At 62.0% G+C, this 23,820-nt stretch carries 20 protein-coding genes and 2 pseudogenes; 10 read left to right on the top strand and 12 right to left on the bottom strand.

The genetic code is table 11. From position 1 onward, the window contains the following. Window positions 1-140 precede the first annotated feature (140 nt). Window positions 141-1,118, top strand: a pseudogene (locus tag OKC30_RS10900) (LysR substrate-binding domain-containing protein). Window positions 1,119-1,179: 61 nt separating this feature from the next. On the opposite strand, the gene OKC30_RS10895 reads toward OKC30_RS10900, so the two are convergent. Both OKC30_RS10895 and OKC30_RS10890 read right to left on the bottom strand, forming a co-directional pair. After that, window positions 1,180-1,779, bottom strand: a complete 600-nt coding sequence (locus tag OKC30_RS10895; protein ID WP_010672590.1) for a YhgN family NAAT transporter — start codon at window positions 1,777-1,779, stop codon at window positions 1,180-1,182. Window positions 1,780-1,880: 101 nt separating this feature from the next. Then, complete coding sequence (locus OKC30_RS10890; RefSeq protein WP_039040405.1) at window positions 1,881-2,126, bottom strand: YecH family metal-binding protein; 246 nt, start codon at window positions 2,124-2,126, stop codon at window positions 1,881-1,883. Between the two features lie 208 nt (window positions 2,127-2,334). Here OKC30_RS10890 and OKC30_RS10885 point away from each other — a divergent pair, with 208 nt between their 5' ends. Continuing rightward, window positions 2,335-3,618, top strand: coding sequence for a dicarboxylate/amino acid:cation symporter (locus OKC30_RS10885; RefSeq protein WP_041214291.1), 1,284 nt, complete (start codon window positions 2,335-2,337; stop codon window positions 3,616-3,618). 15 nt (window positions 3,619-3,633) lie between these two features. Here OKC30_RS10885 and OKC30_RS10880 read toward each other — a convergent pair whose 3' ends face one another. Together OKC30_RS10880 and OKC30_RS10875 are read right to left on the bottom strand one after the other, a co-directional pair. Continuing rightward, window positions 3,634-3,948, bottom strand: coding sequence for a putative signal transducing protein (locus OKC30_RS10880; protein WP_010672587.1), 315 nt, complete (start codon window positions 3,946-3,948; stop codon window positions 3,634-3,636). Between the two features lie 240 nt (window positions 3,949-4,188). Continuing rightward, on the bottom strand, window positions 4,189-5,091 hold the full coding sequence (locus OKC30_RS10875; protein WP_270666410.1) for a LysR family transcriptional regulator: 903 nt from the start codon (window positions 5,089-5,091) through the stop codon (window positions 4,189-4,191). Between the two features lie 97 nt (window positions 5,092-5,188). On the opposite strand from OKC30_RS10875, the gene OKC30_RS10870 reads away from it, so the two are divergent. Next, entirely contained in the window at window positions 5,189-6,241 is a 1,053-nt protein-coding gene (locus OKC30_RS10870) for an HlyD family secretion protein (RefSeq protein ID WP_039040403.1), read from the top strand. Then, window positions 6,241-7,794 carry a DHA2 family efflux MFS transporter permease subunit gene (locus tag OKC30_RS10865; RefSeq protein ID WP_270663681.1) on the top strand — a complete coding sequence of 518 codons (1,554 nt, stop codon included), beginning with the start codon at window positions 6,241-6,243 and terminating at the stop codon, window positions 7,792-7,794. The genes OKC30_RS10870 and OKC30_RS10865 overlap by 1 nt, the downstream gene beginning before the upstream one ends. A 60-nt stretch (window positions 7,795-7,854) precedes the next feature. Here OKC30_RS10865 and OKC30_RS10860 read toward each other — a convergent pair whose 3' ends face one another. Next, window positions 7,855-8,481 (bottom strand): lysoplasmalogenase, encoded by a 627-nt coding sequence (locus OKC30_RS10860; protein WP_270666412.1) that lies wholly within the window; start codon window positions 8,479-8,481, stop codon window positions 7,855-7,857. Between the two features lie 172 nt (window positions 8,482-8,653). Here OKC30_RS10860 and OKC30_RS10855 point away from each other — a divergent pair, with 172 nt between their 5' ends. Next, window positions 8,654-8,812: a hypothetical protein gene (locus tag OKC30_RS10855; protein ID WP_005332188.1), complete on the top strand. Its 159-nt coding sequence runs from the start codon at window positions 8,654-8,656 to the stop codon at window positions 8,810-8,812. Between the two features lie 88 nt (window positions 8,813-8,900). On the opposite strand, the gene OKC30_RS10850 is transcribed toward OKC30_RS10855, so the two are convergent. From OKC30_RS10850 to OKC30_RS10825, 6 genes are all read right to left on the bottom strand, one after another. Further along, window positions 8,901-11,465 (bottom strand): TRAP transporter permease, encoded by a 2,565-nt coding sequence (locus tag OKC30_RS10850; RefSeq protein WP_160838409.1) that lies wholly within the window; start codon window positions 11,463-11,465, stop codon window positions 8,901-8,903. Window positions 11,466-11,552: 87 nt separating this feature from the next. After that, window positions 11,553-12,524, bottom strand: coding sequence for a TAXI family TRAP transporter solute-binding subunit (locus OKC30_RS10845; RefSeq protein WP_045523000.1), 972 nt, complete (start codon window positions 12,522-12,524; stop codon window positions 11,553-11,555). Between the two features lie 547 nt (window positions 12,525-13,071). Continuing rightward, complete coding sequence (locus OKC30_RS10840) at window positions 13,072-15,237, bottom strand: S9 family peptidase (protein WP_161646811.1); 2,166 nt, start codon at window positions 15,235-15,237, stop codon at window positions 13,072-13,074. A 288-nt stretch (window positions 15,238-15,525) separates the two neighbouring features. Beyond that, on the bottom strand, window positions 15,526-15,957 hold the full coding sequence (locus OKC30_RS10835; RefSeq protein ID WP_160838413.1) for a DUF411 domain-containing protein: 432 nt from the start codon (window positions 15,955-15,957) through the stop codon (window positions 15,526-15,528). Between the two features lie 45 nt (window positions 15,958-16,002). Further along, complete coding sequence (locus OKC30_RS10830) at window positions 16,003-16,326, bottom strand: hypothetical protein (RefSeq protein ID WP_039040397.1); 324 nt, start codon at window positions 16,324-16,326, stop codon at window positions 16,003-16,005. A 76-nt stretch (window positions 16,327-16,402) separates the two neighbouring features. Further along, complete coding sequence (locus OKC30_RS10825; protein WP_160838415.1) at window positions 16,403-17,125, bottom strand: SDR family oxidoreductase; 723 nt, start codon at window positions 17,123-17,125, stop codon at window positions 16,403-16,405. Window positions 17,126-17,265: 140 nt separating this feature from the next. Here OKC30_RS10825 and OKC30_RS10820 point away from each other — a divergent pair, with 140 nt between their 5' ends. From OKC30_RS10820 to OKC30_RS10800, 5 genes are all read left to right on the top strand, one after another. After that, the gene (locus OKC30_RS10820; RefSeq protein ID WP_160838417.1) at window positions 17,266-18,111 is read left to right on the top strand and encodes a LysR family transcriptional regulator; all 846 of its coding nucleotides are present in this window, start codon (window positions 17,266-17,268) and stop codon (window positions 18,109-18,111) included. Window positions 18,112-18,167: 56 nt separating this feature from the next. Beyond that, window positions 18,168-18,767 carry an NAD(P)H-dependent oxidoreductase gene (locus OKC30_RS10815; protein WP_041212184.1) on the top strand — a complete coding sequence of 200 codons (600 nt, stop codon included), beginning with the start codon at window positions 18,168-18,170 and terminating at the stop codon, window positions 18,765-18,767. Between the two features lie 70 nt (window positions 18,768-18,837). Next, a complete protein-coding gene (locus OKC30_RS10810; protein WP_010672573.1) occupies window positions 18,838-20,694 on the top strand; it encodes a monovalent cation:proton antiporter-2 (CPA2) family protein in 1,857 nt (618 codons plus the stop codon). Further along, complete coding sequence (locus OKC30_RS10805; RefSeq protein ID WP_039040394.1) at window positions 20,691-21,077, top strand: SirB2 family protein; 387 nt, start codon at window positions 20,691-20,693, stop codon at window positions 21,075-21,077. The genes OKC30_RS10810 and OKC30_RS10805 overlap by 4 nt, the downstream gene beginning before the upstream one ends. Before the next feature lie 286 nt (window positions 21,078-21,363). Next, on the top strand, window positions 21,364-22,350 hold the full coding sequence (locus OKC30_RS10800) for a helix-turn-helix transcriptional regulator (RefSeq protein WP_029313511.1): 987 nt from the start codon (window positions 21,364-21,366) through the stop codon (window positions 22,348-22,350). A 1,233-nt stretch (window positions 22,351-23,583) separates the two neighbouring features. On the opposite strand, the pseudogene OKC30_RS10795 reads toward OKC30_RS10800, so the two are convergent. After that, a pseudogene (locus tag OKC30_RS10795) lies at window positions 23,584-23,820 on the bottom strand (hypothetical protein); the annotation flags it as partial.

The following is a 23,820-nucleotide window of genomic DNA, read 5'->3' as shown; positions in this document are numbered from 1 at the left end:
AAGCAGCGAAAATCGATACAGAACAGGACCTTAGAAGGAATTTCAAATGAAGTGTTTTCTTAAGGTCCTGTATATGAGGATCGCCAAGATATGAAAACAAATGGTATATATTCATCTAGGAATTGAAGAGGATTCATATCATGTTGCTGGAACAGCTTGCACGCATAGACCTTAATCTGTTGATAATCCTGCAAGTCTTGCTAGAAGAGCGCAACGGCAGCCGGGCTGCACGCCGTTTGCACCTGAGCCAGTCCGCCGTCAGCAAGGCCCTCGGGCGGTTGCGGGAGACCTTTGACGATCCCCTGTTCGTGCGCTCGGCCTACGGGATGGATCCCACTCCCCGCGCCCTGGATCTCCAGCAGCAACTGCAGCCCATACTGCTCTCCCTGGACAACCTGATCCAGCCGCCGGACTTCGATCCCGCCAGCACGGAGCGGGAGTTCGTCATCGCCAGCATGGACAGCGCCTTCACCCTGTTTGCCCCCCTCTACCTGAGCGAACTGAAGCGTCAGGCCCCTGGCATCCGCCTGCGCTACGAGGAGTAGACCGAACACAGCCTGACCGAGATGAGCCAGGGCCAGGTGGATATCGCCTTCACGGTGCGGGAGAACTGCATCAATTCGGATTTTCGCCTCGACACCCTGCCCAACGCCATCTGCCAGCGGTTGCTCACCATCGACGATCTCACCTGCCTGGTGCAGCGGGATCACCCTGCCTTGCAGGAGCCCGAGTGGGATCTCGCCCGTTACCTCGCCTACCCCCATGTGCAGACCTACTGCGAGGGGCGGGATCGCTGGATGCTGGATCACAAGCTGGCGGAGCAGGATCTCTATCGCCGGATCGAGGCGACCGTGCCCTCCTTCGAGGCGGCCCTGCGCATGGGCATGCACTCGGACATGATAGTGACCCTCTCCCGCCTCTACGCCCGCCACGCCACCCAGGTCTACCCCCTGGTGCCGCTGCCGCTGCCCATCGCCCTGGACAGCATCTCCCACCTGCTCATCTGGCATCAGCGCCACGAGGAGGATCCGGGCCATCGCTGGCTGCGGGAGACCCTGCTCGCCCTCATCATGGGCAAGCTGGAAACCTCGGCGGACGGCCCGGCCGCTGCCGCCTGACGCGCAAAAAAAAACGGGGCTCAAGAAGCCCCGTTTCACGTTGACATCAGCATTCGCCCCGTCAGTTCTGACCCGTCACCGCCAGATAGTGGTGTACCCCGTCCAGCAGCATCTGTACCGAGATCATCACCAGCAGCATGCCCATCAGCCGCTCCACCGCGGTGAGTCCTCGCTCACCCAGCAGCTTGTTGAACAGCTCGTAGAACATCAGGATCACGGCGCTGGCCCCCCAGGCCATCAGCAGGGCCAATGACCAGTCCACCATCCGGGTCGGCTCCTGGTTGGCCAGAAGCAGCAGGGAAGCCAGGATGGAGGGGCCCGCAATCATGGGGATGGCCATGGGCACCAGGAAGGGCTCCTCCCCCGCCGCCAGCCCGGTCACGCCACCGGGGCTCGGGAAGATCATCTTGATGGCGATGAGGAAGAGGATGATGCCCCCCGCGATGCTGACCGCCTCCTGACGCAGGTTGAGGAAGCTCAGGATCTGCTGACCGGCGAACAGGAAGCCCATCATGATCACCAGTGAAAACAACAGCTCCCGCAGCATTACCTTGCGTCGACGCTTGGGGTCGACATGGCGCAGGATGGAGAGGAAGACCGGCAGGTTGCCCAGCGGATCCATGATCAGAAACAGCATGACGGCAGCGGAGAATGTGTCCATAGAGCGCCCGGGCAGAACCTTTCAACAAGAGGGGAAGGAGGGCGAAATATAACAAAGGTGGCGGGATTCGGCGAGCGCCCCACCGCGCTCGCCGCTGGCGATCATCCGTGGTTGCAGATCTTGTCGGCGCGGGTCTGGAACCCTGACTCCGAGTCGATGAACTTGCCGCGCCTGGCCAGGAAGTCGATCAGGGCGTCGGCGTCCATCTCGCTGGCGCTGCAGGTGTGGAACCGGGCCTCGGCACCGAAGCGCGAGGCGATCGCCGCCCTGAGGCTGGCCCGGGTAAACGGACTCTCCTGCTCCAGCATCATCTCCATCACTTCGTGACCGTGTATCGATTGGGACATCTCGAACCTCTTTAATCATCATGTCAGATGACAATTAAAGCCCGAAGCCCGGAGAGGGTTCTTGATATAGGCCAACAAAACGCCTTTTTTAACGCCAGCGGGCTGGTCGTGAGCGCCGCTTTGTCGATAATGTGGCAACCTGACGGGGGGATGGCTACACTGTCGCCCCTTTTTGCCACCGCAGACAGAAAATAAGGACATTGGCGTCATGCTGTTCCATGGATTGGTCTTCAAACCCTGGCGGATCTGGACCCGTCGCCCGCTCTGGTTGAAGACCCTGCTCGGCATGCTGACCGGGATAGGTCTGGGGCTCTGCTTCAGCGAGCAGGCCCTGCTGCTCAAGCCCATCGGCGTCCTGTTCGTCAACACCATCCAGATGCTGATGGTGCCCCTCATCTTCTGTTCCGTCCTGGCAGGCCTCACCGCCCTGCTCAAGGGCAAGCGGCTCGACCGCATCGCCGGCAAGGCCATCGGCTTCTATCTCTGCTCCACCGCCGTCGCCATCTGCATCGGCCTGATGATGGGCTGGCTGCTGGAGCCGGGCATGGGCGCCAATATGGGTCCTTATGAACGGGGCGCCATGGCGCAGCAACCTACCCTGGCCAGCGTGCTGAGCCACCTGGTGCCGCGCAACCCGGTGCAGGCCATGGGCGATGGCAAGATATTGCAGGTGATCGTGTTCGCCGTGGCCCTCGCTCTCGCCCTCAACGCCACCGGACGACGCGGCCGCCCCGCCATCCTGTTCTTTACCTCTCTGGCGGAGGGAATGTTCAAGCTGACCCAGATGGTGATGGCCCTGGCCCCCTATGGCGTCTGCGCCCTGATGGCCTGGATGACCGGCAAGTACGGCGTCAGCCTGCTGTTGCCGCTGCTCAAGGTGATCGGCGCCGTCTACCTCGGCTGCCTGCTCCACGTGCTCGGCGTCTACAGCAGCCTGCTGCTCCTGATGGCGCGCCTCAACCCGTTGCACTACTTCAAGAGCATCGTCGATGCCCAGGCGGTGGCCTTCACCAGCAGTTCAAGCAGCAGCACCCTGCCCATCAGCCTGGCCTGCGCCGAACGCAGGCTCGGGGTCTCCCCCGCCATCACCGCCAAGGTGCTGCCCATCGGCGCCACCATCAACATGGATGGCACCGCCCTCTATCAGGGGGTCACCGCCCTGTTCGTGGCCCAGGCCTTCGGGGTGGATCTGCATCTGGTGGACTACCTGACCATCATCAGCATCGTCACGCTGGCCAGCATCGGCACGGCGGGCACACCCGGTACCGGGCTGATGCTGCTGACCCTGACCCTCACTGCCGTGGGACTGCCGCTGGAAGGGGTGGCGCTCATCGCCGGCATAGACCGGATCCTCGACATGGCGCGCACCACGGTCAACGTCTCCGGCGACATCCTGGTCTCCGTGCTCATCGCCCGCAGCGAGAAGGAGCTGGATCTCGCCACCTACCACGATGCCCATGCGGGGGATGACATCGACTTCACCCTGCGCTGAGGGCGCGAGGGGCGTTCAATGATCCTGGGGATCGTGATGGCAGCGCCAGCAGATATCGAAGTTGGCGCCGTTCTCCTCCCCGCACTGGCCGCACAGCCAGCCGTTGCCCTGGCGCTGCTGGTAGCGCTCGATGATCCGGCCCGCCCGCTGACGATCCCGCTCGTTCACCATCAGGGTCACTTGCAGCAGATCCACCGGCAGCTCCCCGAGCGCACCGGAGAGCCCTTCGCCGCTGAGGCGCACCCTGACTCCCTCTACCTCCAAGGCCCCTTTCAGGGCATGCGCCTCCAGGGAGTGAGAGGCGCGATACAAGTTAATCCACTGATCCATACGTTGTCCTCGAAACCCTTGCCAGTGCCGTCATCACTAGCACTACCATCATTCCAGGGCGAGCATCTTCCGGGAGCGAGATGCCCGATACAGATTCATCCACCGCTCCATACGTTGTCCTCGAAACCCTTGCCAGTGCCGTCATCACCAGCACTACCATCATTCCAGGGCGAGCATCTTCCGGAAGCGAGATGCCCGATACAGATTCATCCACCGCGCCATACGTTGTCCTCGAAACCCTTACAGCAGCTTGTCGATGCCGTAAGCCGGGCCGTTGGCCACCAGAAAATCGATGAATGCCCTCAGCTTGCGCGGCATCAGGCGCCGCTCGGGAAACAGCAGGTAGATGGGTACCCTGGGTTGCTGCCACTCCGGCAGCAAGGAGACCAGCGTCCCGTCCGCCAGCTCATCATGGCACAGCATGGCGGGCAGGGAAGCCAGCCCCAGCCCCGCCTTCGCCGCCTCCCTGGCACAGGTGATGTTGTTGACCTGGAAGCGGGACGGGGGATCCACCAGCACTTCGCGATCATCCAGCTCGAAACACCAGTGCGAGGCGAGGAACCCCGTGCTGACCGCGATCCGCTCGTGATGCACCAGATCGGCGGGCCTCTGGATCACCGGGTGGCGCGCCAGATAGTCCGGGCTGGCGCACAGCAGCCGCTCGGTACTCCAGAGACGCCGCGCCGCCAGGTTGGAGTCGCTCATGTCGCCGACCCGCACGATGGCATCCAGCCCCTCGCTGATGGGATCCACGATGCGGTTGGTCAGCTCCAGCTCCACCTTCATGCCCGGATAGGCTTGCAGGAAGTTCGCCACCAGCCTCCCCACCACCAGCTGTCCCGTCTCGATGGGCACCGCCAGCTTGAGGGTCCCTGTCACCTCCTGCTGGCTGGCACTGAGCATCAGCTCGGCCTGGGCCAGCTCCTCCACCGCCTTGCTGCAGCGTAGATAATATTGTTCACCGGCTTCCGTCAGGGTGAGCTGCCGGGTGGAGCGATAGAGCAGCCGTGCGCCGAGACGCTGCTCCAGCTCGGCGATGCGGCGGCTCACCGTCGCCTTGGTCATGCCCAGCTCCTGGGCAGCGGCGGTAAAGGAGCCCTTGTCGACGATACGAACGAGGATTAAGGCAGCATTCAGGTCCATTGTTTCACCAGTGAAACTGTATATCTCATGAATGGATACTAATCGAAACAGTTGCACGATGTTAGCCTGCCCGCCACAGTTCAGGAAAACCAATATCATGAGTCAACACAAGAAGATCCCCCTGCTGGCCGCCCTGGTGCTAGCCCTGCTCGGCCTGCTGTTTGCCGGTTACTGGTATCTGCATGGCCGCTACTTCGAGAGCACCGACAACGCCTACCTGCAAAGCGAGGTGACCGGCATCGGTTCCAAGCTCTCCGGCTACATCAGCGAAGTACTGGTGACCGACAACCAGGCGGTGAAGGCCGGCCAGCTCATCGCCCGGCTCGACGACCGCGAGTACAGGACCAAGGTGGCGGAGGCCGAGGCCGATCTGCACCTCAACCAGGCGACGGCGGATAACCTCGCCGCCACCCGTATCCAGCAGTTGAGCCTCATCCGCCAGGCCGAGGCAAAAGTCAGCTCGGCCAATGCCGAGCAGGTCCGGGCCCAGCAGCAGGTGCGCCGGGTCAGCCAGCTCAATGAGCGTCACTACAGCTCCCAGGACAGCCTGGACGAGGTGCGCGCCGGCTTGCAGGTCAACCAGGCCCAGGCACTGGAGGCCAAAGCCGCCTTGCAGGCCGCCCGCGAGCGGCTGCTGGTGCTGGATGCCGAAGCCAAGCAGAACCAGGCCAGGCTGGCATTGAGCGAAGCCCAGCTTGAACAAGCCAGGCTGGAACTCGGCTACACCGAGCTGCGAGCCCCGGCTGACGGCATCATCGGCAAGCGCAGCCTGCGGGAAGGGCTCTACGTCCAGTCCGGTATGCAGGTGGCCAGCCTGGTGCCACTGAGCCAGGTGTGGGTCGAGGCCAACTTCAAGGAGACCCAGTTGCAGCACATGCAGCCGGGCCAGAAGGTGGAGGTGATCCTGGATGCCTATCCGGATCAACCGGTCGAGGGGATCATCGACAGCCTCTCTCCGGCCACCGGCGCCAAGTTCGCCCTGCTGCCGCCGGAGAACGCCACCGGCAACTTCACCAAAATCGTGCAGCGGGTACCGGTCAAGATCCGTATCCCGGATCCGGGCGCCCTGGCGGGCAAGCTGCTGCCCGGCCTCTCCACCGAGGTGATCGTCGACACCCGCACCCCTGATCCCGTGGTGGCCGCCCACTGATGGAGGCCATACCACGCCGCAACTGGATCGCGGTCATGGGGGGCCTCATCGGCGCCTTCATGGCCATCCTCGACATCCAGATCACCAACGCCTCCCTGAAAGACATTCAGGGGGCGCTCTCGGCCACCCTGAGCGAGAGCTCCTGGATCTCCACCTCCTATCTGGTGGCGGAGATGATCGCCATTCCGCTGAGCGGCTGGCTGAGCCGGGGACTGAGCGTGCGGCGCTACCTGCTGTGGACCACGGGCGCCTTCATCGTCGCCTCCGTGCTCTGCTCGTTCAGCTGGAACCTCACCAGCATGATCGTCTTTCGGGCGCTGCAGGGCTTTACCGGCGGGGCCCTGATCCCCATGGCCTTCTCCCTCATCGTCAGCCTGCTGCCGCTGCACAAGCGAGCCACCGGCATGGCGCTGTTCGGCCTGTGCGCCACCTTCGCCCCCGCCATCGGCCCGACCCTGGGGGGCTGGCTGACGGAGCAGATGTCCTGGCACTACATCTTCTATCTGAACGTGCCGCCCGGCCTGCTGGTGATGGCCATGCTGGCCCACGGACTGGACAGGAAGCCGGTGGACTGGGAGGTGATCAAGCGGGTGGATCTCATCGGTATCCTCACCATGGCGGTGGGTCTCGGCCTCCTGGAGGTGGTGCTGGAAGAGGGCAACCGGGAGGACTGGTTCGGCTCGAGCTTCATCGTGCGGCTCACCGTCATCTCGGTGGTGGCCCTGGTGTTCTTCGTCATCAGCCAGTTGCTGCGCCGCCACCCCCTGGTCAACCTGCGGCTGCTGCACAACCCGCGCTTCGCCCTGGCCTGCTTCGCCTACCTGGTGCTCGGTATGGGGTTGATGGGCTCCATCTATGTGCTGCCCCTCTACATGACCCAGATCCACAATTACAACGCCCTGGAAATCGGTGAAGTACTGATGTGGATGGGGTTGCCCCAGTTGCTGGTGCTCCCCCTGGTGCCCAAGCTGACCCACAAGATAGATCCGCGCTATCTGGTGAGCTTCGGCTTTCTGGTCTTCGCCATCAGCTGCTTCATGAACGTGAACATGAATGCCGACTACGCCGGGCCCCAGCTGATCCAGTCCCTCATCGTGCGGGCCCTGGGGCAGCCCTTCATCATGGTGCCCCTCTCCCTGGTGGCGACCGCCAGCCTGACGCCGGACGAGATCCCCTCCTCCTCGACCCTGCTCAACGTGCTGCGCAACCTGGGGGGCGCCTTCGGCATCGCCATCATCGCCACCCTGATCGACAACGACACCCGGACTCATGTCAGCCAGATCGGCAGCACCCTGGCCGCCACCAGCATCGAGGGGCAGGCCTATCTGATGCAGTTGGCCCAGACCATGATGGCCCAGGGAGCCGGGCCGGAGCAGGCCCAGTTGCAGGCCCGGGCCATGCTGTCGAACACCATCAGCCGCGAGGCGGCCATCATGGCCTACAACCAGGTGTTCTACGTGATGGGTATCTTCCTGCTCGTCGCCAGCGCCCTGATGCTGCTGCTCAAGCAGCCGGCCCCGAGGGCCCCTGACGCAGAACCGGTCGAGGCGTGAAAGGTGGGGAGCACATAGCAAAACGGGCCAGAAGGCCCGTTTTTCATGGCTGCCCGCCGGTCAGCCCGCCAGGGAGGCGGCGATCAGGAACTGGGCCGCGAAGTAGCTGCTCATGATCCAGGCCGTGGCATGGGGGAAGGGGCGGCGGAATCTGTCCAGCGCCAGCATGCTGTCGGAGAAGAGGAACATCAGCGCCCCCACCAGGGCGGCGGCGCTGCCGGCAGTGAGAGAGGCATGCCAGGCACCGGCGGCCACCCAGGCCATGGCGATGATCACCAGCATGTAGCAGAAGACGGGGATCCTCATCTCGCCGAGCTGGCCCCACAGGAGCCCGAACACCATGCCAGCCACCAGCAACAGCAGCAGGCCGTCCACCAGCTTGAGCACCAGGGGCCCCTGGGCGAAACCGACGATGTAGCAGAGGTGAGCGACAAAAAATGCCGCCAGCCCCTGGATGAAGCGATCCCGTGGCAGCATCAGCAGCACGTCCCCCGCCAGCGACAGGCAGAGACCGAGCAGGATCCAGGCGTGGGAGCCGTTGTGATCGTCGCTCTGGTAACCAAACGCCAGGGCGATGATGAACAGCATGGTCAGGGGTTTGCTGATGTAGAACTGACGGGGGTCTGAGCCGTAAGCCGCGCGGATGTGCCACCAGCCCGATGCGATGATCAAGAAACTCAATAACATGCCCTGCTCCTCACCGGCTGCTCACCCTGGGGCGGCAACCTCTTTAGTGCCCGCAAGAGTAGCAAATTCCCCCGGCCAGTGGCAGAGGCTGAAGCAGATGGCACCCTACACCTAAAGTCTAATTGCCCCCATCCCCGCCCTCGGGCATAAGAGACAGTTCTGGAGGATCACCATGGAAGACGCTATGACCAACTACCTGCCCGCTATCGACATCATGATGTGCCATCTTGGCATCAGCTTTGAACAGGCCTGCGAGCAGCTTGGCCTCAGCCCGCAGGAGCAGCAGACCCTCGACCAACTGCAAAAACAGAAGCAGACCCAGTCCAACTGATGCCCTGGACTGATGGACCGAAGCGGCCGGCATCACAGCCCAGCATAAAAAACGGCGCCCGAAGGCGCCGTTTTTTATTGGGTGATGATCAGGGTCGAGCGACCCGGCGGCGTTGCAGCCAGACCACGGCCCCGAACAGCAGGAAGCCCGGCAGCCACATCAGCTCCTTGGGCCAGCGCTCGGTGGGCGCCTTGACGCTCAGGATCTGCTGATCCATCTCCAGCCCCAGATCGGCGGCCTGGCTGCCGAAGGTGACGGTGTCGATCAGGATCTTGCCGTCCTGCTCATAGGTCTGGATCCCCAGCTTGGCCAGACGGTCCTCACCACTGACGCCCGAAGGCACCGGCAGCAGCACGGTGAAGCGGCGCAACTTGCCCACCGCATCTTCCCCTTCCATGCGCAGGCGCAGGGTGCTTTCGGCCTCCACCTGCCCTATGGTCTGGACCAGCTCGGCCGGGGCGGTGTCGCGATACGGGTCGTGCAGCAGATCCATCCAGAAGCCAGGACGGAACAGGGTGAAAGCCACCAGCAGCAGCAGCACGCTCTCGTACCAGCGGCTCTTCACCAGGAAGAAGCCCTGGGTGGCGGCAGCGAAGATCAGCATGGCGATGGTGGCCACGATGAAGATCAGTACGCCGTGGGCGAAGTCCACGTTGATGAGCAGCAGATCGGTGTTGAAGATGAACAGGAACGGCAGCGCCGCGGTACGCAGGCTATAGTAGAACGCCGTGATCCCGGTCTTGATGGGGTCGCCCTTGGAGACGGCGGCCGCGGCGAACGAGGCCAGCCCCACCGGCGGGGTCACATCCGCCATGATGCCGAAGTAGAAGACGAACAGGTGCACCGCGATGAGCGGCACTATCAGGCCGTTCTGCTGCCCCAGGGTGACGATCACCGGCGCCAGCAGGCTCGATACCACTATGTAGTTGGCGGTGGTCGGCAACCCCATGCCGAGGATCAGGCTCAGCAGCGCGGTGAGGATCAGCATGAGCAGCAGGTTACCCATGGAGAGGAACTCCACCAGATCCGCCAGTACCAGGCCGACGCCGGTCTGGGAGACGGCCCCGACGATGATACCGGCAGTGGCGGTGGCAATGCCGATGCCGATCATGTTGCGGGCACCGGCAATCAGCCCCTCGCGCAGGTCCACCACGCCATCGGTGAAGGAGCCGTAGTCATGCTTGCCGTCGGTGCGCAGCCAGTTCAGCAGTGGTCGCTGGGTCAGCAGGATGATGATGAGCATCACCGAACCCCAGAAGGCCGACAGGCCGGGGGAGAGGCGCTCCACCATCAGACACCACACCAGCACCACCACGGGCAGCAGGAAGTGCAGGCCGGAGAGCAGCACGGCGCGGGTCTCGGGCAGCTCGTCCAGCGGCTTGTCCGGGTCTTCCGCCGGCAGCGGCGCGTTGCTCGCGGCGATCTTCAGCAGTCCGAGATAGGCGACGGCCAGCAGCACGCTGATCCCCGGCAGGGCATAGTCACCCAGTACCGGCTTGAGCCAGCCCAGACCGTAGTAGACCGCCATGGAGAGGCCGCTGATGAGGGCGGCACCGAAGGCGAAGCCGGTCAGGCGACGCAGCCAGGGGCGCGGCTGACGGTTGCCGATGGGCTGCATCCCGAGCTTGAGCGCCTCGAGGTGCACGATGTAGAGCAGGGCGATGTAGGAGATGGCCGCCGGCAGGAAGGCGTGCTTGATGATCTCCACATAGGGGATGCCCACGTATTCCACCATCAGGAAGGCCGCAGCCCCCATGACCGGCGGCATGATCTGGCCGTTGACCGAAGAGGCCACTTCCACCGCGCCGGCCTTCTCCTTGGAGAAACCGACCCGTTTCATCATGGGGATGGTGAAGGTGCCCGTGGTCACCACGTTGGCGATGGAGGAGCCGGAGATGACGCCGGTCAGGGCCGAGGCGACCACAGCCGCCTTGGCCGGGCCGCCGCGCAGGTGACCCAGCAGGCTGAAGGCGAGCTGGATGAAGTAGTGGCCCGCACCGGCGCGCTCGAGCAGGGCGCCAAACAGCACGAACAGGAAGACGAAGCTGGTGGAGACCCCAAGGGCGATGCCGAACACCCCTTCGGTGGTGATCCACTGGTGGTTGGCCAGCGCATGCAGGCTCACCCCGCGGTGGGCCAGCAGGGAAGGCATCCAGGGACCGGCCAGGCTGTAGGCCAGGAAGACGATGGCGATGACCGCCAGGGCCGGGCCCAGGGCGCGGCGGGCCGCTTCCAGCAGGAGCGGGATGCCGACGCAGGCCACCGCGAAGTCCATGGTGGTCAGGTTGCCGGGACGCTGGGCAAGCTCCTGGTACATCACGAACAGATAGCTGGCGACGGCGGCACCGACGAGGCCGAGGGCGATGTCAGCAAGGGGAACCCTGTCTCGCGGCGAGCTGCGCATGGCGGGGAACACCAGGTAGGCGAGCAGGATGGCGAAGGCCAGGTGAATCGAGCGTGTTTCAGTGTCGTTGAGGACGCCGATGCCGAGGGAGAAGGGCAGCGGCGAGGCAATCCAGAGCTGGAACAGGGACCAGATCAGCGCAAGACCCGCGATGATCCAGCTCATGGGGCCGACGGGCAGCCTGGCGCCGACGTCCTGGGCGATCAGCTCCTCGGCCGAGAACGCCTCTTGTTGTTGTGTTTGCTGCATAGTGTGACTCTGTAGGTACTGCAATAAATGAGACTCGCTCCCCCGAAGGAGGAGCGAGTCCGGGGCACATCCGAAGACGCAGCCGGATTACATCCAGCCACGTTCCTTGTAGTAACGCACAGCGCCTTCATGCAGCGGAGCGGAGAGACCCACCTTGATCATGTCGGCTTCCTTCAGATCCGCGAAGGCCGGGTGCAGGCGCTTGAAACGGTCCAGGTTGTCGAACACGGACTTGACCAGCTGGTAGACCACTTCCGGGTCAGCCTTGGCGCTGGTGGAGAGCACCGCCTTGCCACCGATGGACGGAGTCGGGTTCGGGCTGCCCTTGTAGAGACCACCCGGGATCTCGGCCTTGCTGTAGTAGCTCTTCTCGGCCAGCAGCTTGTCGATTTCGGGGCCGGTGACCGGCACCAGCACGGTGTCCGTGGTGGTGGAGGCTTCCTGGATGGCGCCGTTCGGGTGGCCGACGAAGTAGCTCATGGCGTCGATGTTGTTGTCACCCAGGGCAGAGGCCTGCTCGGCGGGTTTCAGTTCGGAAACCAGGCTGAAGGCGGATTTGTCCCAGCCCTTCACGGCCATGATCTCTTCAAAGGTGTCACGCTGACCGGAACCCGGGTTGCCGATGTTGACGCGCTTGCCCTTCAGGTCGTCGAAGCTGGCTACCTTGGCGTCCTTGCGGGCCAGGATGGTGAACACTTCGCTCTGCAGGGAGAAGACGGCGCGGATGTCATCCATCGGACCTTCGGCCTTGAACGGCTCGACGCCCTTCATCGCCTTGTACTGGTGGTCGGACTGCATGATGCCGAAGTTGAATTCGCCGGAGCGGATGCCGTTGACGTTGGCAACACCGCCGCCACTGGCCGGGGCGTTGCACTTGATCTGGTGATCGGCGGCGCCGCGGTTGAGGAAGCGGCAGATGGACTGGCCCGCCACGTAGTAGACGCCGGTCTGACCGCCGGTGCCTATGGTCACGAAGCGCTCCTGCGCTTGCACCGGACCACCAAACGACACACCGACCAGAGCCGCCGACAAGGCGCACGCCAAGGATAATCCTTTCATGTTCTTCATCCTTTTCATTGATTTATTTCACCCGTTTCCCGGGAGAATATGAGACAGACCCGCATCAAGACTGGGTTCGCCTATACGACCTCGTACGAGGAAATGGTCGAGCGGCACGCGCCCTTCCAAAAGCCACCATCATCCTGCGGTGAGATAATCAGCGTCATGCCGATCGGAGGTGATCTGACCAGAAACGGGTCAGTTCAAAAGCATTAACGCTCCGATTAAGCACATAATACCAACATAAATCAAACAAAACAGCAAAATGGCGGATTTAAATAGCGAGAAGTTTGAAGCGGATCATTCATTTCTCAAGGGCAGATTAATTACATGAACTATCAAAGGGAAGCAATAAAAAGCACGCCCAGATTCTTTCGCAACCCTTGACTGGCAAGGATTAGAAACCTGGTCCGTTATATTGCGAAGTGCTTACTGAACAGCATAAACACGACGTTAATGACGCTTTTGTCGCCAAGATGCAAAAACCCCGATCCGGGGCTGCCGGAACGGGGTTTGGTAACAAGCTGATTTCATTTGGGCCCGGCCATCACGCCTTGCTGCCGGCCAGCTCCAGAATGAAGGCGAACTCCAGGGCGATGTCCTCATAGGCCTTGAAACGGCCCGACTTGCCGCCATGACCGGCCTCCATGTCGGTGCTGAGCAGCAACTGGTTGTCGTCCGTCTTCAGCTCACGCAGCTTGGCCACCCACTTGGCCGGCTCCCAGTACTGCACCTGGGAGTCGTGCAGCCCCGTGGTCACCAGCAGATTCGGGTAGGCCTGGGCCTTGACCTGATCGTAGGGGCTGTAGGCCTTCATGTAGTCGTAGTAGCGCTTCTGGTTCGGGTTACCCCACTCGTCATACTCCCCTGTGGTGAGGGGAATGGACTCGTCCAGCATGGTGGTGACCACGTCGACGAAGGGCACCTGGGCCACCACGCCGCGATAGAGCTGGGGCGCCTGGTTGATGACGGCCCCCATCAGCAGGCCGCCGGCGCTGCCTCCCATGGCATAGACCTGATCCCTGGCGCCGTAGCCTTGCGCCACCAACGCCTCGGTCACGTCGATGAAGTCGTTGAAGGTGTTCTGCTTCTTGAGCAGCTTGCCCTCTTCATACCAGGTGCGGCCCAGCTCCTCGCCACCCCGGATATGGGCGATGGCGTAGACGAAGCCCCGGTCCAGCAGGCTCAGGCGTGAGCTGCTGAAGTCCGGGTCCATGCTGGCGCCGTAGGAGCCATAGCCGTAGACCAGCAGGGGATTGGTGCCTGCACCACCCCCTGCCTTCTTGAACTTGTCCTTGCGATAGACCAGCGACACCGGCACGGCCACGCCGTCACGGGCGGTGATCCAGAGCCGCTCGCTGGCATATTGCGCAGGCACGAAGCCCGCCACCGGCTGCTGCTTGAGCAGAGTCCGCTTGCCGCTGTCCATGTCGAGCTCATAGGTGGAGGACGGCGTGGTCATGGAGGAGTAGCCATAGCGCAGGGCGCTGGTGTCCGGCTCCGGGTTGTAGGCAAGCCAGGTGACATAGGCGGGATCGTCGAAGGCGATCTCCTTCTGTTCGCCGCTCTGCCAGTTGACCTGACGCAACCGGGTCAACCCCTGGCTGCGCTCCTCCAGCACCAGCCAGTCCCTGAACAGGGCATAGCTCTCCAGCAGCACGTCCGGATTGGGGGCGATCACCGCCTTCCAGCGATCCACCGGGCTCTCCTTGGTCTCATAGAGGCCGAAGTTCTTGCCGTCCTTGTTGGAGCGCACATAGAAGCGACCGCGGTAGTGATCCAGGCTGTATTCGTGATCCACCTGACGGGGCAGGAACAGGCGTGGCGTCTGGCCCGGCACATTGGCATCAATGAGGCGCGCCTCGCTGGTGGTGGTGCTGGAGAGGGAGATGACGATGAAATCTTCCGAGGTGGTGGCGTAGAGGCTCACATAGAAGGAGTCGTCCTTCTCCTCGTAGACCAGGGTATCCTTCGCGGGATCCGTGCCCAGCTCGTGGCGATAGACCTGGTAGGGCAGCAGGGTCTTGGGGTGCTTGCGCACATAGAAGACCGTCTTGCTGTCGTTGGCCCACACCAGGTTGCCGGAGGTGTTCTCGAGGGTGTCGGCGGCCCAGGCGCCGCTCTCCAGATCGAGGAACTGGATCCTGTATTGACGGCGGGAGAGATAATCTTCCGCCACCGCCAGCCAGCGGTTGTTGCGGCTCACCTCGAGCGCCCCCAGGGCATAGAACTCGTGGCCTTCGGCGCGCTGGTTGCCATCCAGCAGCAGGGCGGGCGCCCCGTCCCCTTCCACCTTGCTGCGGGAGTAGATGGCGTACTCCTTGCCCGGCTCGTAACGGGTCTGATAGCGGTAGCCGTTCTTCACGTAGGGGACAGACTCGTCCTGCTGGGGAATGCGGGCCACCATCTCCTTGTAGAGCTGCTCGCGCAGCGGCTTGATCGGTGCAAGCATGGCCTCGGTGTAGGCATTCTCTGCCTTGAGATAGTCCAGCACCTCGGGCTTCTGCCGCTCGTCGTCACGCAGCCAGTAGTAGTTGTCGACGCGCGTGTCCCCGTGTTTTTTCAGGGTATGGGGGTGCTTGGCAGCCACCGGGGGGACAATGACAGGCTGGGTGGAAGTATCGCGTGTAGGCATGGCGGACTCTTCGTTGGCATGGGAACAGGGCGCAGCAAGCAGGCAAGCCAGCAGCAACCCCCGGGAAAAGGTGAACATGTCGCATCCTTTGCGCTGTCACAGGGCCGCCCCTCCCGCTGGTGCTGCACGCATCCAGACGGCACACCGGCAGGCAGTGGGAAAAGCGTCCCTGAGAAAATAAAAATTGGCGATCAATCTGCCCCTTGTCGCCCGGGGTTGCAAGGGCTCCCCGGACATTCCCCCCCAAATCGACGAAAAAGGGCCGCCATCTCGCGATGGCGGCCCTCCTCCCTGACCGTGAGCGACACGGGTTCGCTCAGGTGTGCCTCACATGATGGAAGTGTGTCTGCTCACGGTCAGCATCCATCAGCCGGGGTAGCTCGACCAGACTTTGGTCGCGCCCTCGTCACTGATGCTCAGCACCTGATAGGGCTGGCCCGGAATATCCATGCCCGGCGCACTCTGGGGCATCCCCGGAATGGTCAGACCGCGGATCGCCGGTTTTTCCTTGAGCAGCTTCTGCACGTCGGCAGCGGGCACATGCCCCTCCACCACATAGCCGTTCACCACCCCGGTGTGGCAGGAGGCCAGCTGCGGGGTGATGCCATGCTGCTGCTTGATCGGGTCAAGCTGCTCGGTTTCCACGACCTTGACCTCAAAGCCGTTCTCTTTCATGTGCTTGATCCAGGTCTTGCAGCAACCGCAATACTGGGACTTGTAGACGGTCATCTGCCCGGTTGCCAGAGCAGAAAAACTGACGGTACCGGCCAGCACGGCCAGTAACAGGGACTTGTACATATCTCACCTCGGTTAAGAAGAAATGCCCGGAAAGGGAAACTCGACTCAGCCGTGGTGACGGGGCGGACGCTCGAGACGCTCCAGGGGCGCCTCCGGCATGAACAGAGAGGGAGAGAGGAATGTCGGCCTGTCGGGCTCAAGCCGGGCAACCGTCAGGCTGTCGCTGGTGAGCACCGTCATGGCGAGCGCCGAGGTGAAGCTGCCGCAGGGCATGGCTTTTTCCAGGGTACGCTCGCTCTGGCTGCAATGGGGCGTCAGGGTACAGAGATCGGTGGCCGCACGGCTGCCAAACGACATCAGCACCAGCACCAGACTCCACAGGGGGAGCCAGCGGCGGGCGCGAGCGAGTTGGCGACGGGTCAGGACCATGAGACGACTCATTGACGAAAGAGGGCCTATGGTAACCCTTGGCCCAGGGGGAGGGTCAACCCCTCCCCCGTCTGCATCAGGGTTGCTGACGGGTGGCCGCCAGCACGATCTCCCGCACGCAGACGTTGGCCGGCTGGTGCCAGGCGTAGAGCACGGCGTCGGCGATCACCTCGGGTGCAATGACGCCTCCCATCTGATCCTTCCAGTCGTGATAGCCCGCCTTGATGCTCTCGTCCGTGGTGTGGCTGAGCAACTCGGTCTCCACCGCGCCCGGAGCAATGGTCACCATCCGCACGCCGACATCGGCCACCTCTTCCCGGATGTTCTCGGTCAGGGCGTGGACAGCGAACTTGGTGGCGCAGTAAGCGGCATGGTTCGGGAAGGTCTTGCGACCGGCGATGGAGCTGATGTTGATGATGGTGCCGCTGCGGCGGGCCTTCATGCCGGCCAGTACCGCATGCACGCCATTCAGAACCCCCATCACGTTGATGTTGAGCATCTGCTGCCACTCGGCTGGATCCTGCACGTCGGCCTGTCCCAGCAGCATGACGCCGGCATTGTTGACAAGACATCCCACCGGGCCGAATTGCGCCTCCGCCTGCGCCACGGCGGCCTTCATGGCGGCGGTGTCGGTGACATCGACCCCGATGCAGAGGGTATCGGGCAGGTTCAGCGCCTGCATGGGCTCGACCCGGCGGGCCAGCAACAGCAGCGGATGGCCGGCGGTGGAGAAGACGCGGGCAATGGCGGCACCGATCCCGGCGGACGCGCCGGTGATCACCACGAGGGACTTGGACATGGAGTTTTCCTTCTGATGCGTTGAAATGGGCGTCAAACAAGGGCTGGCCAGCACGGGACCCAGTCACTATAGTCGCTACATCCATCGGCGATAAATATAGTTTTCCGCTGGTTATCATCTGAATTAACTATGGTATCCCCATGCTGGACCTGAGATTGCTGCGCTTCTTCATCGCCATCTATGAAGAGAAGAACATCACGGCGGCGGCAGCCCGCTGCCACGTGAGCCAACCCTCCCTCTCCGCCGGCCTTCGCCAGCTCGAAGAGAGCCTGGGGGACAGCCTCCTCATCCGGGGCAAGAAGGGGGTGGAAGCGAAGGATCCGGCCCACTATCTCTATCCCCACGCCGTCAAGCTGGTGGAAGAGGCGCGTCGCCTGCCGACTCTGTTTCGCCAGAAGGCGACGCGTGCGAGACTCAACATGGCCATCATGCCCGACCTCAGCCGCCGTCGGCTGGCGGGATTGCTTCGGCGGGTGCAGGGGGTGCTGCCCGAGCTGGATCTCACCCTCTCCGATTACGGCACCCCGGCCGACTGCCGGCTGACCCTGGATGCCCTGCGCCGGGAGGACGAGATCTTCCTGCCGCTCTGGGAAGAGGACTATGTGCTCTGCGTCCCGGTCGACCATCCCCTTGCCAGTCGCGAGAGGATCGAGCTGGCTGAGTTGCAACACCATGATTTCATTGAGTGTCCCCCCTGCGAAGCCCATCAGCAAACCATAGGCCTGCTGGCCTGTGACCGGCTCACCCTCAATCTGGTGGCCAAGGCCGAGAGCAAGGGGCTGGTGATGGCGCTGGTGCTGGCCGGAGTGGGCATCAGCTTCCTGCCCGACGGGCTGGTGGAGGACGAAGCGGGCCTGTGCACCCTGCCCGTGAGCGGCCCCCGGATGTTCCGCCGCATCGGCCTCTGCTACCCCGCCCACCAGACCCTGAATCCGGCGCTGCGCGCACTGATCCCGGAACTGGCGGGCCAGGGAGCTTCTCGATAACGTTTCAGCTCACAGTCTGTCGCATGTGCCGGCAGCAGACCCTCTTCAGGAATCCCATGAAACGCATTCTGGTCATCTTTTCACACCCGGCGCTGCAGAGTTCCCGGGCCAACAAACAACTGCTGCACGCCATCGAGGGGCTGGAGGGGATCACCCTGCACGATCTCTGCCAGCGCTATCCGGACATGTTCATCAACGTGAAACGGGAACAGGCCCTGCTGGCGGAGCACGACATCATCGTCTTCCAGCACCCCTTCTACTGGTACTCCTGCCCGGCCATCATGAAAGAGTGGATGGACCTGGTGCTGGAGTACGGCTATGCCTACGGCCCCGAGGCCCATGCCCTCAACGGCAAGCAGTGGCTCAGCGCCATCACCACGGGGGGCGGCCCCGAATCCTACTGCCGCGCCGGCTACAACCAGCGCCCGCTGCTCGACTTCCTGCTCCCCTTCCAGCAGACCGCACAGCTGTGCGGCATGCGCTGGCTGCCCCCTTTCGTGCTGCACTCTTTCCACAAGCTCGAGGATCCCGAGGCGCTGCGCCGCTGCGGCCAGGACTATCGCCAACTGCTGTGCGCCCTGCGTGACGAACAGCTGACCCCGGCCCAGCTGGCCGAGAGCCCCTATCTGCGCGATCTGCTGGGGGTACTCCCATGACACACACTCGATCCGGGCGCAGGCCCGGCCAGCCCTCACCGGCATTCATCATGTTAAGGAGGAGCCGCTGATGGGACATGGATTGCTGTTTGATGCCCTGATCTACCTCTCGGCGGCGGTGATCGCCGTCCCGCTGGCCAAGCGGTGGGGGCTGGGCTCCGTCCTTGGCTACCTGCTGGCGGGGATCATCATAGGTCCCTTCCTGCTTGGTCTGGTGGGCGAGCAGAAAGACGTGATGCACTTCGCCGAGTTCGGGGTGGTGCTGATGCTGTTTCTGGTCGGTCTGGAGCTGCGCCCGGCCCTGTTGTGGCAACTGAAAGGGCCCATCCTCGGCACCGGTGGTCTGCAGGTACTGCTCACCAGTGTCGCCCTGACCGGGGTGGGTTATCTTTTGGGTCTGCCCTGGCAGCAGGGGCTCGCCATCGGTCTCATTCTTGCGCTCTCCTCCACCGCCATCGTGCTGCAGAGCCTGCAGGAGCGCAAACTGATGCAGAGCGAAAGCGGCCGCTCCGCTTTCGCCGTGCTGCTGTTCCAGGACATCGCCGTCATCCCCATCCTGGCGATCCTGCCGTTGCTGGCCATCGCACCGGTCGCCAGCAGCGGCAGCTCAGAGCTGGCAGGCTGGCAGCACGGCCTGCTGGTGGTGGCCGCCATCGCCGGCATCGTGCTGGGTGGTCATTACCTGATGCGGCCGGTGTTTCGCGCCATCGCCCAGTCCCACATGCGGGAGATCTTCGTCGCTGCCGCCCTGCTGCTGGTGATCGCCATCGCCGTGCTGATGGAATCCGTCGGCCTCTCCCCCGCCCTCGGCTCCTTCCTCGCCGGCGTGGTGCTGGCGGACAGCGAATACCGCCACGAGCTGGAAGCGGACATTGAGCCGTTCAAGGGGTTGCTGCTCGGCCTCTTCTTCATGTCGGTGGGTGCCGGCATCGACTTCAGCCTCTTTGCCGCCCATCCCCTGTTGATCCCGGCACTGGTGATCGGTCTGATGGTGCTCAAGTGGCTGGTGCTGATGGGGCTCGGCTTTGTCATTCGCCTCTCCCCTAACCAGCGCTGGACCTTCGCCCTGGCCCTGGCCCAAGGCGGGGAGTTCGCCTTCGTGCTGTTCTCGTTCGCCGCCCAGAACAAGGTACTGCCGGGCAGCACCATCTCACTGCTGACTCTGGTCGTCGCCCTCTCCATGGCGCTGACACCGCTGCTGCTTATCCTCAACGATCGGGTGATCCAGCCCTGGTTCGACTACCGCAACCAGAGCGACACCCCCGAACACGAACAGCCCGAGCTGGTGGAACACCCGGTCATCATCGCCGGCTTCGGTCGCTTCGGTCAGATAGTGGGGCGTCTGCTCCACGGCCATGGTATTGGCACCACCATACTCGAGCAGGATGCCAGCCAGATAGAGATGCTGAGAAAGTACGGCTACCAGGTGTTTTATGGGGATGCCAGCCGACTCGACCTGCTGCACGCGGCCGGCGCCCACAAGGCCAAACTGCTGGTGCTCTCCCTCAATGACCCGGCCACCTCCCTCGAAGTGATCGAGATGGTGAAAAAGCACTTCCCGCACCTCAGAATACTGGCCCGTGCCCAGGACAGACCCCATGCCCACGAGATCCTGCGCCACGGGATAGACAGCGTGCACCGCGAAACCCTGGGGTCGGCCGTGGATCTTGGGGTAGAAGCACTCACCCTCTTGGGATTCAGGGCCAATCAGGCCTGGCGTGCGGGGCAGATGTTCAAGCAGTATGACAATCGGCTGCTGCGGGAACAGGTCAACTACCTGGACGACGAGCACACCTATATCAACAAGAGCCTGCAATACCGCGACATCCTCTCCGACCTGCTGCAAGACGATCAGGAAGGACAGGAGCGTACCCACGCCCATCAATGGAACAGCGGTCTGCCCGACAACGACAAGGAAGCAACATGATTGCCTATTACCCCATGCTCAAACACCTTCACATGACCCTGGCCCTGGTCAGCCTGCTGCTCTTCCTCTACCGCTGGAGCCTGGCGCTGGCGGGCAGCGGGCGGCTGCAACAGAAATGGTTGAAGGTGCTGCCCCACATCAACGACACCTTCCTGCTGCTGTTTGGCGTGCTGCTGGCGGTGACCCTGCAGATGAGCCCTGGCCAGCAGCCCTGGTTGATGGCCAAGCTGATTGCCCTGGTGATCTACATCGGCCTGGGCGTCATGGCGCTCAAGCGCCCTGCCCGCGGTCAGAAGCTGGTGGCCGGAGTGGCCGCTCTCGCAGTATTCGGCTACATGGTGGGCGCAGCCATCACCAAATCAGCCTGGTCCTGGCTGGCATAACGACGTGTCGAGGTGGGGGCCCGTCCCCCACCTCCTTCCCACCTCCCCCTCCTTACTGCTTCCATTTCCTTCCTGTCACCCTGGTCGCGAGCATCCTCGCAAGGCTTGTTTTCAAGAAAAAAAGGGCTCAAACAACCCCTCTTCCTTATTGTTTTGTTTTATTTATCAATGACTTGATTATTCATGTATGAAAATGGCGACAGTTGTCGCAGCAAAACTTGCGACATAGACTGTCGCAGGCCATGGCTAGGATACACTCAACGCTAAACCAGTGAAGGCATGCACCATGAGTAAGAAGCTGTTACGACAACTGACCTTGGCGCGTTGCATCCCGCACCGCCCTTACAAGCTGACCGCCAGCCAACTCCAGGTAAAACTGGAAGAGGAAGGCATTCACGTCAGTCTCCGTACCGTGCAACGGGACCTGGAAGAGATGTCCGGCATGGGACTGTTCGACCTCACCTCCGATGAGCGCAGCAAGCCTCATGGCTGGTGCTTCGAGCGCCATGGTCTCAATGACTTTGCCAACATCATGCCGCTCTCGCTGGCAGTGGCCCTGAAAACCTGGAGCGACCAGGCGAGCCAACTGTTGCCGGCAAGCGTGCTGACCGAATTGAACCCGCTGATCGACAAGGCTGGTCAGGTGATCCGCGACAGCCAGAGCGAACTGGCCGAGCGCTGGCTGGAGAGCGTGCACCAGTCACCTCGCCCCTTCGCCGGCAATCCGGAGATCCGCCGCAGCACCCTGATCCGCGACGCCCTCTGGCGTGGCCGCAAATTCAGCGCCGAGATCCAGCGTGTCATCAAGGAGCGTACTGTCTGGCTCTGCTATGACCGAATCAATCCCCTCGGCATCCTGAACCAGCCCGATGGCCCCATCCTGCTCTGTACCCTGTCCGAGCTGGATCCCAAGGTCTACGGCATTCCGTTCGATCACATCAAGAACGTGGAGTTGACCAACTTCAGCGCGACCCAGCCGAAGGACTTCAATATCCAGAAGCTGATCCGCGACCAGGGTTATCAGGACGTCAGCGGTCCGATCCGCTTCGTCGGGCGCATCGATGCCAACTGCCCGACCCTGATCGATGGACAAATCCCGGGGCATAACCCGCGTATGACCCGTTACGACAAGCGCAGCGTGGTGGTGGAGACCGAAGTGCAGGATACGCCCGAGTTCCGCTCCTGGCTGAACAACATGAGCGGCAACCTGGAGGTGCTTGCACCCGAATCACTGCGCAAGGCCTACCCGACTCCTGGGACAAGGGTCAGCTAAAGAAACCAGCAGACAATACAAAGCCGAGATTTATCTCGGCTTTTGTCTACTTTTAAAGCATAAGTATTCAATTAATTTTGAACTCTTACACCCCTGATTGAAGCGGCTGTACCATCGTTTTCCTACCGATTTCTGCTTGTAAGAGATCTGCCATTCCTCCTGTAAGACCCCTCAGTGTTGAACCGTACGTGAAGCCATCCCGCACTGGGTATGCTTTCCACAGAAACTAACTAACGCATTGATAATAATGAACAATATCCCACACCAATCCATTTCTGCACCGCGAGTCACGGAACCCAAGCCGAATGCACACCTTGTTCGAGCCTGCAATTGCCTTAGTATGGGTCTCACAAGGACGAGCTGATTCGGCAGGATGCAGAAACAGCGCATAAACAAGGAATAGCCTGCAGGATGTGGGCAAGGAACACCTCGGGATGGGGTTGATAGCCAGGATGGTTATCACAAGGATCGACAGGACAACCGCAGGATGCGGTAGTTGGATACCTCGGGATGAGGTTGAGTGGCACGGATTGTCGCTCATCAAGGATGAAAGGACACCGCAAGACGCGGTCAGGAACAGCTTCAAGATGAAGCGTGATAGCCAGGATGGTTATCAGTCAGGATGACGCAGGAACACCACGGGATGTGGTAATGGACACCTCCAGGAAGGAGAGGGTGAAGCAATCAGGACAGATTGCCAGGCTAGGAAGGCCACAGGACACCCCAACGGATTGGGAAGGGGAATTTCCAAAGGAAAGGATAGCGTCAAGGATTGCAGGGAGCATGGCAGTTCAGGGAATGGACGAAATGACTTGAGGGGACAGCATCTGCTGTCCCCTTTTCTTTTGTGCACCCCATGCCCGCGACACAACAGAAAATGGAATCAGCCTGAGCGATCCTGCCTACATCACGCCATCTGCATCACTGATAACCTGTTTGTATACCCACCAGAGGCAGCCACAGTAGCGCTCCTTGCCTTTCCTCCGCCCTCCCTCATCTATACTCAGCGATATCCACTAGGCCCTCAGAGCGCAGCAGATCAGCCGCGGCCAACTAGCCAGAGTGCTCCTGGCGACTGATTCCAGGTAACAATGGCCACTGGCTTCTGCTCCGCCAGGCAGATTGTTGAGTCATCCCTGAACTGTCTATATGTGTGACCACGAATGAAGCGTGAATGCCATTCTATAGGGCGGAGATTGCCGTAGGGATGGGTGATACCAATCGGATTAAACATTAGGTCAGTTTTATCCAATCTCGGCTACAAAGTGACATCACCCGCTCCACATCGGCAATAAAGTGCTTCCAGGCCGATGTGCAGGCATCAAGGATGTCGTCGTAATCCTTGAAGCTGCGATTAGCCAACACATGCTGACGAAGCCAGCTCCATACCTGTTGCGTATTCCGGCGAAGTTGAACAGCCATTCCGGCCAACGTGAACACCCTGATCCTTAACGCGCTCACGTCACCCCG

Source organism: Aeromonas sp. QDB18, assembly GCF_027705325.1.
Lineage (GTDB): Bacteria > Pseudomonadota > Gammaproteobacteria > Enterobacterales > Aeromonadaceae > Aeromonas > Aeromonas caviae.
Note: the sequence above shows the minus strand (reverse complement) of the source record. Positions and strands in the feature narration are given on the sequence as shown.

Excerpts from the sequence above, each read along its gene's own strand:
- OKC30_RS10820 (WP_160838417.1), top strand. The coding sequence starts at position 17,266 with ATGCTGGACCTGAGATTGCTGCGCTTCTTCATCGCCATCTATGAAGAG.
- OKC30_RS10885 (WP_041214291.1), top strand. The coding sequence starts at position 2,335 with ATGCTGTTCCATGGATTGGTCTTCAAACCCTGGCGGATCTGGACCCGT.
- OKC30_RS10870 (WP_039040403.1), top strand. The coding sequence starts at position 5,189 with ATGAGTCAACACAAGAAGATCCCCCTGCTGGCCGCCCTGGTGCTAGCC.
- OKC30_RS10855 (WP_005332188.1), top strand. The coding sequence starts at position 8,654 with ATGGAAGACGCTATGACCAACTACCTGCCCGCTATCGACATCATGATG.
- OKC30_RS10840 (WP_161646811.1), bottom strand. The coding sequence starts at position 15,237 with ATGTTCACCTTTTCCCGGGGGTTGCTGCTGGCTTGCCTGCTTGCTGCG.
- OKC30_RS10850 (WP_160838409.1), bottom strand. The coding sequence starts at position 11,465 with ATGCAGCAAACACAACAACAAGAGGCGTTCTCGGCCGAGGAGCTGATC.
- OKC30_RS10815 (WP_041212184.1), top strand. The coding sequence starts at position 18,168 with ATGAAACGCATTCTGGTCATCTTTTCACACCCGGCGCTGCAGAGTTCC.
- OKC30_RS10830 (WP_039040397.1), bottom strand. The coding sequence starts at position 16,326 with ATGGTCCTGACCCGTCGCCAACTCGCTCGCGCCCGCCGCTGGCTCCCC.
- OKC30_RS10800 (WP_029313511.1), top strand. The coding sequence starts at position 21,364 with ATGAGTAAGAAGCTGTTACGACAACTGACCTTGGCGCGTTGCATCCCG.
- OKC30_RS10890 (WP_039040405.1), bottom strand. The coding sequence starts at position 2,126 with ATGTCCCAATCGATACACGGTCACGAAGTGATGGAGATGATGCTGGAG.
- OKC30_RS10805 (WP_039040394.1), top strand. The coding sequence starts at position 20,691 with ATGATTGCCTATTACCCCATGCTCAAACACCTTCACATGACCCTGGCC.
- OKC30_RS10880 (WP_010672587.1), bottom strand. The coding sequence starts at position 3,948 with ATGGATCAGTGGATTAACTTGTATCGCGCCTCTCACTCCCTGGAGGCG.
- OKC30_RS10875 (WP_270666410.1), bottom strand. The coding sequence starts at position 5,091 with ATGGACCTGAATGCTGCCTTAATCCTCGTTCGTATCGTCGACAAGGGC.
- OKC30_RS10845 (WP_045523000.1), bottom strand. The coding sequence starts at position 12,524 with ATGAAAGGATTATCCTTGGCGTGCGCCTTGTCGGCGGCTCTGGTCGGT.
- OKC30_RS10810 (WP_010672573.1), top strand. The coding sequence starts at position 18,838 with ATGGGACATGGATTGCTGTTTGATGCCCTGATCTACCTCTCGGCGGCG.
- OKC30_RS10895 (WP_010672590.1), bottom strand. The coding sequence starts at position 1,779 with ATGGACACATTCTCCGCTGCCGTCATGCTGTTTCTGATCATGGATCCG.
- OKC30_RS10860 (WP_270666412.1), bottom strand. The coding sequence starts at position 8,481 with ATGTTATTGAGTTTCTTGATCATCGCATCGGGCTGGTGGCACATCCGC.
- OKC30_RS10825 (WP_160838415.1), bottom strand. The coding sequence starts at position 17,125 with ATGTCCAAGTCCCTCGTGGTGATCACCGGCGCGTCCGCCGGGATCGGT.
- OKC30_RS10835 (WP_160838413.1), bottom strand. The coding sequence starts at position 15,957 with ATGTACAAGTCCCTGTTACTGGCCGTGCTGGCCGGTACCGTCAGTTTT.
- OKC30_RS10865 (WP_270663681.1), top strand. The coding sequence starts at position 6,241 with ATGGAGGCCATACCACGCCGCAACTGGATCGCGGTCATGGGGGGCCTC.